The sequence below is a fragment of the Flagellimonas pelagia genome (genome assembly GCF_003584135.1).
GTDB lineage: Bacteria > Bacteroidota > Bacteroidia > Flavobacteriales > Flavobacteriaceae > Flagellimonas > Flagellimonas pelagia.
In genome coordinates this window covers 348,683-359,448 of record NZ_QXFI01000026.1, presented here as the reverse complement: position 1 = coordinate 359,448, position 10,766 = coordinate 348,683, and the positions used below count along the sequence as shown (strand labels likewise).

General features: G+C 43.5%; 8 protein-coding genes. 5 read left to right on the top strand and 3 right to left on the bottom strand.

Going from position 1 to position 10,766, the window contains the following annotated elements:
- The first annotated feature begins 14 nt into the window (after positions 1–14).
- Positions 15–1,208, top strand: a complete 1,194-nt coding sequence (locus D2V05_RS11660) for a Pycsar system effector family protein (protein ID WP_119647830.1) — start codon at positions 15–17, stop codon at positions 1,206–1,208.
- A gap of 1 nt (position 1,209) precedes the next feature.
- Here D2V05_RS11660 and D2V05_RS11655 read toward each other — a convergent pair whose 3' ends face one another.
- Complete coding sequence (locus tag D2V05_RS11655; protein ID WP_119647829.1) at positions 1,210–3,585, bottom strand: GAF domain-containing protein; 2,376 nt, start codon at positions 3,583–3,585, stop codon at positions 1,210–1,212.
- Positions 3,586–3,702: 117 nt separating this feature from the next.
- On the opposite strand from D2V05_RS11655, the gene D2V05_RS11650 reads away from it, so the two are divergent.
- Positions 3,703–4,599: a metallophosphoesterase family protein gene (locus tag D2V05_RS11650; RefSeq protein WP_119647996.1), complete on the top strand. Its 897-nt coding sequence runs from the start codon at positions 3,703–3,705 to the stop codon at positions 4,597–4,599.
- On the opposite strand, the gene D2V05_RS11645 is transcribed toward D2V05_RS11650, so the two are convergent.
- Complete coding sequence (locus tag D2V05_RS11645) at positions 4,596–5,861, bottom strand: aminotransferase class V-fold PLP-dependent enzyme (protein ID WP_119647828.1); 1,266 nt, start codon at positions 5,859–5,861, stop codon at positions 4,596–4,598. The genes D2V05_RS11650 and D2V05_RS11645 overlap by 4 nt on opposite strands.
- 78 nt (positions 5,862–5,939) lie before the next feature.
- Here D2V05_RS11645 and D2V05_RS11640 point away from each other — a divergent pair, with 78 nt between their 5' ends.
- The 3 genes from D2V05_RS11640 to D2V05_RS11630 all read left to right on the top strand — a co-directional run bounded on the left by D2V05_RS11640 (position 5,940) and on the right by D2V05_RS11630 (position 9,065).
- Positions 5,940–7,115 carry a helix-turn-helix domain-containing protein gene (locus tag D2V05_RS11640; protein WP_119647827.1) on the top strand — a complete coding sequence of 392 codons (1,176 nt, stop codon included), beginning with the start codon at positions 5,940–5,942 and terminating at the stop codon, positions 7,113–7,115.
- A 90-nt stretch (positions 7,116–7,205) separates the two neighbouring features.
- On the top strand, positions 7,206–8,348 hold the full coding sequence (locus tag D2V05_RS11635) for an acyltransferase family protein (RefSeq protein ID WP_235855443.1): 1,143 nt from the start codon (positions 7,206–7,208) through the stop codon (positions 8,346–8,348).
- 75 nt (positions 8,349–8,423) lie between these two features.
- Positions 8,424–9,065, top strand: a complete 642-nt coding sequence (locus D2V05_RS11630; protein ID WP_119647826.1) for a hypothetical protein — start codon at positions 8,424–8,426, stop codon at positions 9,063–9,065.
- Between the two features lie 18 nt (positions 9,066–9,083).
- Here D2V05_RS11630 and D2V05_RS11625 read toward each other — a convergent pair whose 3' ends face one another.
- Entirely contained in the window at positions 9,084–10,754 is a 1,671-nt protein-coding gene (locus D2V05_RS11625; protein ID WP_119647825.1) for a gamma-glutamyltransferase family protein, read from the bottom strand.
- Positions 10,755–10,766: the final 12 nt, after the last annotated feature.

Below are 10,766 nucleotides of genomic sequence, written 5' to 3'. Positions count from 1 at the left end.
TTCAAATATGAGATATGTCGGAAATCGTTGAAAAAACTGAACGTTTTGTAACTGAACTACTATCCGAAAAACTTGATCCAAGGTTTTTGTATCACAACCTACGACATACCCAACGCGTTGTTAAAAGTACTAAAGAATTGCTCAACTTCTATGATTTGGGCGATGAGGAAAACGAATGGCTACTACTGGCATCATGGCTCCATGATATAGGTTATATTGAGGGACCTGAAAACCATGAAGAAAGCAGTGCAAAATTGGCGGCATCTTTCCTAAAGGAAAATGGATATGATGATGCTGGCACGAAACAGGTCAGCAACTTGATCTTGGCCACCAAAATGAGCCATGAACCCGAAAATTTACTGGAAGAAATCATTAGGGATGCCGATATTTCGCATTTTGCACAAAAAAGTTATTGGGAGACCGCCGACTACCTAAGGGATGAACTCAAGGAATTGGGCATAGCCGATTATTCCTCCAAAGAATGGCGGGAAAAGAACATTCAAATGTTCCGGACCAAACATAAATTCTATACCGATTATGCCAAGGACAATTGGGAGAAGGGCAAGGAAAAAAACCTAAATCAATTGCTCAAGGAAAAGAAGACCGAAAAAACAATTGCCAAAAAAGAAGCCCTGAAGGCCAAATACAAGAGCGACAGCCCAGACCGTAGCATTCAGACCTTGTATCGGGTCACACAGAGTAACCATTTAAAGCTCAGCGATATAGCGGACACCAAAGCAAATATTCTGTTGTCCGTGAATGCCATCATCATATCATTGGTTTTGGCGAATTTGCTCACCAAGTTGGACAACCCTTCCAACACCTATTTGATCTACCCTACGTTGATCTTGATCCTTTTCAGCATTACCTCCATGATCCTATCTGTATTGGCCACCAGACCCAACATCACCAGTGGAAAATTTACCAAAGAGGATGTGGAACAAAAAAGGGTGAACCTGTTGTTCTTTGGCAACTTTCATAAAATGAAGCTCGAGGAATATGAGTGGGCCATGTCCGAACTGACCAAGGACAAGGATTATGTGTATTCATCACTGACCAAAGACCTATATTTCCTTGGATTGGTATTGAACAAAAAATATAAAATACTGAGAATCACCTACAACATTTTCATGTTGGGCATGATTGTTTCGGTACTTGCTTTTGGAATTGCTTTTCGGTTTTTTGGCCCCGATAGGATTCCATTTTAAATCAAGACCTTAGTTCCTCCATCAAATCGTCATAGGTATAGGTCTGCTCTGATTTTTTGTCCTTTTTGTACAAAATTTCTGCCCGTATGGCCTTTAGCCCGGTTACCCCTTGAAGGCCTTCCAACTCCACAATTTCGATGTTGTCAGTAAAATATCCTTTCGCCTTTAGGAATCTGATATATCGAAGGTATTCCCGTTCATCCTTACGCTGGCTATAAACAATGGAGAGTTTCCCTTTTTGGGTCAAACGCTCATTGGTCCCTTTGATATAAGCCTTATCGATTCGCTTTTTGATCACTTCATACCTAGCATTGTAGGTACCATCAACATCAAATCTTTTTTCGTCCATCCTAAATCGGATGGCCAAGGAAGTACTGTGCACCAAAACAAGGGAAGCAACGTCCAATTTAACAGGCAATTTGGGTTTTAATGCGTAGTATTTGTTCTCCATTTCGCACATGACCTGTAATTGCCACAACCTTAAATTTCTTAAGTAAAGATCATCAAAAGCCCTATCGTTTACAATGGAGCTACCTATGTACATGTTGTGCTCCACACCATCGGTTTTGTATCTTTCAAAATAGTGCGGGAACATTTCTTGGGCCTTTTCCTGCTTTTTATCCAAAAGGGCCGCCAACTGCATGTTGGCCTCCATGACGCTTTCATCGTAATTCTTGCGATGGTCGTAATAGGACTCCGTGGAAGGATCTATTTTTTCCTCATACTTCTTGAGCAGTTCCGCAATTTCCCCATCCTCTTTTTTCAAGTGCTGGAACACAGGATTTACCTGCTCTTTGACAAAATCAAAAACCGCCTGTTCGGTATGGGTGAACAAAGCCTCTTTCACCTCATCCAAATAAGTGCCTACCCGAAACATCAACTCCTCATAAATAAGCAGACCATATTTTTTGATGGCCACCTCCAAGATTTCATTGATCTCGGAGAGTTGGATCATCAAGTCCTTTTGAATGGAAAGATTACGTTCCTTGGACGAATCCTTGATATCTATCTGTCCATACAGCGGATACACATCTTTGAAAACAATCTCATGGAAAACAGGTTGGTGGCCCGCCAGCTCATCGGCCATGAACCGCTTGGCCTCTTCTTGGAACTTCCAATACACAGAAGGATGCACCGAGGTACATTCGTGCTGGATTACCGCATCGATCAAATTTTCCTCTTCCTCAATGGTCCGAAGCACCGCGGAGATAAGGTAGGGCATTACGTCATCCAGCTTATTGGCATTCACGCTGTTGAGCTCGTTTATCTTGCCAGATACCAGTTCCAGTACCCCCAATAGGTTTCCATTGACTGAAATTGGGGCCAAAATGGCACTCTTGATACCCTGTTCCAACAGATTTTTGTAGGGCTGCACATTACCTTTTGCCCGTTGGTAGTATTTTTCCACATTTGCGATGGCAAAATATTTGCCCTCCCGGAACAGTTTACCGTGGGAATGTTCGCAGAGCATAGAATCGCAGGATTCAATTTCCTTACCATTTAGGATATAGCTTTCCATCCCCTTGCCATAAATCTTGAAAAAATTATTGGCTCCGGCATCATATCCTGAAAAACCTACCCGAATATCACTCAACTTGAACAGGGACCTGAAGGTATCCTCAAAACTTTCCATGAAGTTTTCCTTACCCCTTTGGGCCCTTCCGATCAAGGTGGATTTGATTTCCGAAATGGAATGTTCCGCGGTTACGTCGAACATATTTGAAATGACAAAACCCTTGACAAAAAAACTGTTTGGTGGTATTTTTTCCTTCCAGAGGTCCAGGTTTTCAAAATTTTCCAAGAGCTCATCCACATCTTCCTGCGTAAGTTCCTTGGCTTTTTCGGTTGGAATGACCTCCATAAAATCCGCATTGTACAAAATGCGATAGCGGTGCATCACTCCATTGGCATCGGGAATATCGTAAAAGAAAGGTCGTTTGAAATCCAGATTGTACCCGTAGTGAAACTTCAGGACGACCGTACACCTCATGATATAATTGAACTCTGATGGTATATTACTGATTTCCAGCTCAAAATCATCACCAGCCTCCTTCAAGATATTTTGAAAACGCTCCGAGGAATTAAAAACCAGGCTTTCAAAAGGAGTGGAAGCCGTTTTGATTTCATTTTTGGTCAACACAGGGGCAAAGGTATCCTCCAAGATGATCTTGATGACCTCCTTGTGCTTTTCAAGAAGCGATAGATCAGAGAAGCCCTCCCTTAATTCAGGGTATGGTGCCTGTGCCTCCAAAACATACTTTGCACGCTCAGCCAAGTAGGTATTTGGGCTGTTGACAAGGTCATCATAATATTTCAACAGACTGTTGAAACTGACCAATTGCACTATCGGACTTTCTGTATCGTAATTGTGCTTCATACACGAATTAGTCGGGGTTGAACCTGTAAAGTTACAAAAAGTAGAATTGCACTCTTTGTTATGGGTATCTTTATGGATAAATTGCCTTTTTTAAGGATATTTAGCAAAAATAATCCCATGTCCTCAGCCACCAGACTAGACCGAGCTTATGACAACGCCGAGACCATCCTTTTTGATGACAGTTCCAAGTTCATCTTTTTCAGTGATTGCCATAGGGGGGACAACAGTTTCGCGGATGATTTTGCCAACAATCGGAATATTTATTTCCATGCACTGAACCATTACTATCGGGAAGGTTTCCATTATTTTGAGTTGGGTGATGGGGACGAGCTTTGGGAAAACATCAGTTTTGACTCCATTTTTGAGGCTCATAAAAATGTCTACCAATTGTTGCGGCAGTTTCATTTGGAAAAGAGACTTAAAATGTTGTGGGGCAACCATGATATGGTGTACAAAGATCCCGACTACGTAAAAAAGAACCTCTCCCATTATTTTGAACCAATAGACGGAAAAGACAAAGCACTCTTCCAAGGAATTACCTACCACGAGGCTCTTATCCTGCAACATAAGGATACCAAACAACAGATCTTTCTTACCCACGGTCACCAAGCGGATTGGTGGAACTACGTCTGTTGGCGCATAGGACGGTTTTTGGTACGCATCCTGTGGAAACCGCTTCAAGTGGTGGGCATTGCCGACCCGACCAGTCCGGCCAAAAACTACAAAGAACTCATACGGATAGAAAAACGGACCAAACGTTGGATCTTGAGCAAAAATCTACTGCTGACGATTGTTGGCCATACCCACAGACCACGATTTCCAGAACCGGGCGAGATACCTCTTTTTAATGATGGTAGCTGCGTTCACCCAAGAAGCATTACCGGGATTGAAATCGAAGATGGGCAGATTTCCCTTATCAAATGGCACATTGCCACCAAGCCCGATGGTACGTTACAAATTGTTCGGGTATTGTTGGAAGGTCCGGAAAAACTGGTCGACTACATCAATCCCTAGGCACGCTTCGCCATGGTCTTGACGGCTGACACAAATTGATCCAGTTCATCAGTAGTGGTGAATACATTGGGAGTGATCCTACATCCATGAACGTTTTCAAAATCTATGGCCACGGTCCACACCTTGAATTCATCCAAAAGGGTTTTCGCCATTTCCCCTGGCTTCATATTTAACAGACCAACGTTGGCAATCCCGCAACTCCTGTGGGGTTCTATTGGTGTATTGACGACCACATTTTCCACATCGCGCAATGGATCACTCCAATAGCGTTGCAGATAGCGCATCCGTTCCTCCTTGCGTTCCAATCCTATCATTTCCAAATAATCCGCCGAGTCGTTGATGGTTAGATCGGTATGTACAGGGATAGTACCTGTATGGTTCAGTCTTCTGATTTTGGTAGGATCGTTCTCGTGTTCTGCCAAAAGCGGCCAAATCTTTGGGATGTTCTTTTCCGCTACGTAGAGCATACCTGCGCCCAAGGGGACACAAAGCCATTTGTGCAGACTGGAACCGTAATAGTCGCAATTCAGCTCGGCCAAATCCACTTTAATATGCCCCACACAATGCGCACCATCCACCATGACCTCTACCCCATAGGAATGAGCCATATCGCAAATTTTTCTGATGGGCAGAATCTGCCCGGTCACATTTACCATATGGCAGACCATCAACAACTTGGTCTTTGGGGTTATTTGCGATTCATAGAGCGAAACGATTTCCTCATCAGATTTGGGATGGTTGGGCAGGGACACTTTTTTGCAAACGATGCCATATCGCTTTTCCATCTGTTCAAAATGTACTTGCATGGCCCCATAATCCTGTACGGCATACACGGCTTCATCCCCCTTTTCCCAGGGATAGCCCCCAATGATCAAATCCAAGGACTCCGTGGTATTACGAGTAATGACCAATTCCTTTTCCGAACAGTTCACCAGTTCAGCCACGCGAGCCGCGGCCTTCTTTTTGTTGTCACCTTGAATCGTACGCATGTAATAGGAACCCTGGTAGTTTACCTCTTTCATGTGCTCCACATATTTTTCAAGAATAGGGGTCGGCATTATGTTGTAGTATCCACTTTCCAGATTGATGTAGTCCGGTTTCAACCTAAAATCCGCGCGAATCCGTTCCCAAAATTCATCGCTATCCTTATCCGATGGATACGGAATATCAGCCTCTGGTTGACCAGGTTCCAATGGCAAGGTAAAAAAGGGAGCGGCCATGGCAGCACTTCCCATATATTGCAAGAATTGTCGCTTTTTCATTTCGGTCTTCGGTTGATTAAAAAAAGAATGGTAATTTCATTTTCACTATGTCTCCAAGATACAATTTAAGCCCTTAACATGGATGATGTAAAAGTTATATTTGATCAAATTCCCATTCGGTATGATCTCGCATCGCATATCATGCTACTTGGTATTGTACAAGGGCTGTTTTTGACCTTGGTGATATTTTTGAGGGCCAAACGCACATCGGCCATACACCTCTTCGGATGGGTCATTTTGATCCAGTGTATCGTTTTTTTGGATGTATATCTCTGCTATACCGGGTTGATGAAATATGTGATCCACCTGAATGATTCCACCGAGTTCCTGGTCCTGTTCATTGCCCCTAGTCTCTATTTTTTTCTATATACCTTATTGGAGAGGGAACCCTTTACCCTTAAAAAGCATTGGCCCCACTTTTTATTGCCCCTGCTGTATGGAATTTCACAGACCGGCTATCTGCTGAGTCCTGTCCAAGTGAAATACAATGCCTATCTAGGGGCCTACCACCGTGATCTGGGATATTTGGATGTCCCTGATGGTGTGAGCTACTCCTATCATTTTATCAAAAATAAATTCCGCTGGTTGGTCCTCATCAGCTTTACCTTTTATTTTGTTCTAACCACACGGTTGGTTTTAAAGGCACGGAAAAAAGGGTTGGTTTCTCCCAAGAACATCAAGGTGGACAAGTACAAGTTTTCGCGTCACACTGTTCTCGTTTTTTTAATTCTAGGACTCTCCCTTTTTATCGTTTTTTCAAATTTTGATGATGATGGGGGAGACCATTACTTGGGAATGTTGGAAACGTTGGCAACATTTATCACCTCATTTTTTATCCTTTCGGAATCGCGCTTTTTTGAAAAATCTTGGATTTCCGATAAGTATGAAACCCTGGCAACCGACTCCCTTCAGTTTGAAACCATAGAGGATTTTATGGATGCATCTGGATACTTTGCAGAGCAGGAAGCCTCTCTAAAAAACCTTGCGGAAAAACTGGATACCAATGCCAACACGGTTTCCAAATTGATCAATTCCAGTACTGGAATGAACTTTAACGATTATATCAACCAAAAAAGGATCCTGCTCTCCAAAGACCGGTTGGTGGATGGCGACTATGCTCATCTTACCGTAGAGGCTATAGGGCAAACGGTTGGATTTAATTCAAAATCAGCGTTTTACAATGCATTCAAAAAGCATGTGGGTCAATCCCCATCCGCATTTGTGAAAGAGAGAAAAGCCCAAAAAAGGGTCTAATTTCTCCCAAATTGTAATTCAGGACGTTTCCTCGCCCAAAAAAGAAGGGTTTTTGAACCGCTCTTTTCAACTTTGGCAAAAACTTTTTAAATGATGGAAAAAACTATTCGACGTTACGATCTGGACTGGCTTCGTGTAATCGTCTTTGCCTTGCTCATTTTTTATCATGTGGGCATGTTCTTTGTCCCTTGGGGGTGGCACATTAAAAACAATGTAATCTATGATTGGCTCCGTTGGCCCATGTTGTTCCTCAACCAATGGCGACTTCCCATCTTGTTCGTGATATCCGGTATGGGGACATACTATGCTTTGGGAAAAAGGTCTTGGGGTAAATTTGCTTTGGAGCGCTTCCTGCGTTTGGGCATTCCTTTGGTGGTTGGGATGATCTTGATTGTTCCTCCACAGATCTATTTTGAACGATTGGCTGATGGAGAGTTCAGCGGATCTTACTTGCAATATTTCACCACCATAGCCTTCAAAGGGGTCTATCCCGAAGGGAATATTAGTTGGCACCACCTGTGGTTTTTGCCTTATCTTCTGGTTTTTTCATGGATCCTTTCACCCCTATTCGTATACCTTAGAAAACACAATACCCGTTTTATCGATTGGGTGAAAAGGACGATACAAAAAACATGGGGCATCTATATTTTTGTGATTCCCCTGTATCTTGTTGAATCCTTAGTGGAACCTTTTTTTCCCATCACCCATGCCTTGATAGATGATTGGTTCAATTTCATCTTCAATATCATCCTGTTTTTTTACGGCTTTGTATTGATTGCCACAGGGGAGGTTTTTTGGGAAACGGTGGCCCGAATGAAACACAAAGCTCTTGTTTTGGGTATCATCGGCTTTACAGGACAGTTAATTATCTGGTTGTTTTTTGAAGATGGTTATGTAATCCATTTTACCGAAGCCATGCTCAAAGTAGTGAACATATGGTCTTGGATCTTGGTGCTTTTTGCCTATGCCGCACAATACCTCAACAGGCCCAGCAAGGGCATCGCCTATGCCAACCGCGCGGTGTACCCATTCTACATTTTGCACCAAACCATAACCGTTGGTATCGGCTATTACCTGATGAACTTGAATTGGGGATTTTTGCCCAAGGCCTTCATTTTGGTAGTGGGTACGTTCGGAATCAGCTGGCTGATCTATGACCTTATTATTTTAAGAATCCCTTTGCTTCATCCTTTGTTTGGGTTGAAAGGAAAGAAGAAAACACCTGCAGGTTAACGATTTAACGTCAATTTATCATCTTCATGGCAAGGTATTTGCTACTTTTATATTTCAAAATTGCTCAATCTTGCCATGAAAAAGTTTGTTTTTTCTTTACTAGGTTTCTCACTGGGGCTGATGACTTTACAGGCTCAATCCGACCTTCCTACCACCAAACCCTTAAAAATTGGCGAGAACAACAATTTGGATGTAAAGGCAAGCAATCAAGGGACCGCTCTCAGGATGCCTTCCGTAATCGACGAAAATTTTGCCTCCAAGAACAACAAGCCTGGGGTTAAGATGTTGCCGGACCGTGAACTTTTACAAGCGGGTTACGACATGGACATTGACCCAAAAGTGGGTGAAAAGGAGAAAAAAGGTTCCAAGGAGCATTTTGGTGACCAATATCTTGGTGATTTCAAGACCAATGCCAAATTTGTAGGCATTGTGTGCCGCGACCATGAATATGTGGATGGTGATCGTATCAAAATCTATTTGAATGGAGAAGTGGTAGAATACAATCTATTGTTGACGGGATCTTTCAAAGGCATCAATATAGATTTGATACAAGGTTTTAACCGAATTGAGTTTGAAGCATTGAACCAAGGTTCTTCTGGCCCCAATACCGCCCAAGTGGTGGTTACCGACGACAAGGGAGAAGTCATCCATAACAACCGTTGGAACCTTTCCACAGGATCCAAGGCCAGTCTTATCATCATCAAGGAAGGAGAATAACCGCTCCTATCTTTCCAATTATTCCACTTTACTCAACGTAGTCGGGCTCTCGGCCGTTCCTTCCCAATCCGGGTCAGCGGCACCGATCCATTTACCGGTAAGCGTATCCATCATCACGGCATGAACCCTACCAAAACGACCAGGTTGGTCCACTTCCTCTACCATGAAACCATCTTCCTTAAATTGTTTGATGTCGTCCAAGGTCCAAGTCCCTGGATGGGTTTCGGCCAAAATCAAGGTATCACCTGTATGTACGCGGGCTGCGGCCAAGGCCTTGTTCAAGGGCATCTTTTGATCCAAAACCCTACTGGTCACTTGGGCCACAGCGGTTACAATCCTACTTCCGCCAGCAGCACCCAATACCAGAAATGGCTTGCCTTTTTTGGTAATGATTAACGGACTAATATGCGAGCTTGCCCTCTCTCCTGCTTTCATATCGCCCAGATAGCCTCCCAAGGTAGCAGCATATACAAATCCCAATCCATCTGTAGCCACTTTTGATCCCATGATGGGACCAAGGGACTGCGTCAAAGCAATCACATTTCCTTGGGCATCCGCTACAGATAAATGGGTGGTATGTCCATTTTCGGTCCATGATGCAGGTCGATTCCAATTCATGGCAGCTTGCTGTGTGGGAAAAGGCACCATGGCATCCGCCAAGGTTCTGGCATATTCCTTGGAGGTCAATTTCTTGCCCACTTCCAAATCCTCTTGACCATAACGATCTTCATAGGCTTTGACATTTGCTTGATACACCAATTCGGCCCAAGTGGTTTCCGGTACATCGGCCAAGTCAAAATTTTCAAGGATTTGCAGCATTTCAATGGTAATGGCCCCATAAGATGGAATAAATAACCCGTGGAGTCCAAATCCCCTGTAGGATCCTTCCACCATATCCGCATCCCTTGCTTTGTATTCTGCCATGGCAGCCATGCTCAAGGTGCCACCATGCTTTTGGATATCATCCACGATTTTTTGGGCAATTTCACCTTCATAAAATACCTTTTCTCCTTCCTTGGCAATCAATTTCAGGGTATGGGCCAAGTCCTTTTGCACTAAACGGCTTCCTTCCACATATGTAGTGTCGCCATTTATAAAGTATTTGGATGTACCTGTAAATTCTTTGATTTTCTTTATTTCCATGGATTGTCTCAACGCTTCCCCCGGCAATACCACAAATCCTTCTTCTGCATGTTTAATGGCAGGCTGCATTACGGTTTCTATATCCAAGGTTCCGTAATCCGATAACAATTTGGTCAGCCCTTTTACCACACCAGGCACCCCAATGGCTGGATAACCATATTGACCTTTGGGCGCTGTTTCGGGATCATAATCGATACCTGCTTGGGTAGTAGCGTCCACTCCTGAAATTTTTCCTTCGGAAGTCATCACAATGGCCTGTAACCTTCCTCCCAACCCAGACATGCTCGGCTCCACCACTGCAAGTACAAAGGCCGCGGCCACCGCCGCATCAATGGCATTGCCTCCTTTTTCCAACATTTCTACCCCCGCCTCCGTCGCCAGCGGATGGGCTGCGGCTACAGCCCCATTTTCAGAAATGGAAATTTGGGGATCCCCATTATCTACAATGGTCAAGTTGGGATTGATTATTTGCTCTTCAGCTTTCTTCTTACAGGAAATGGAGATTGCAAAAAGTACGGCCAGTAGGAATATCGATTTTTTATACATGGTAGGTAATTT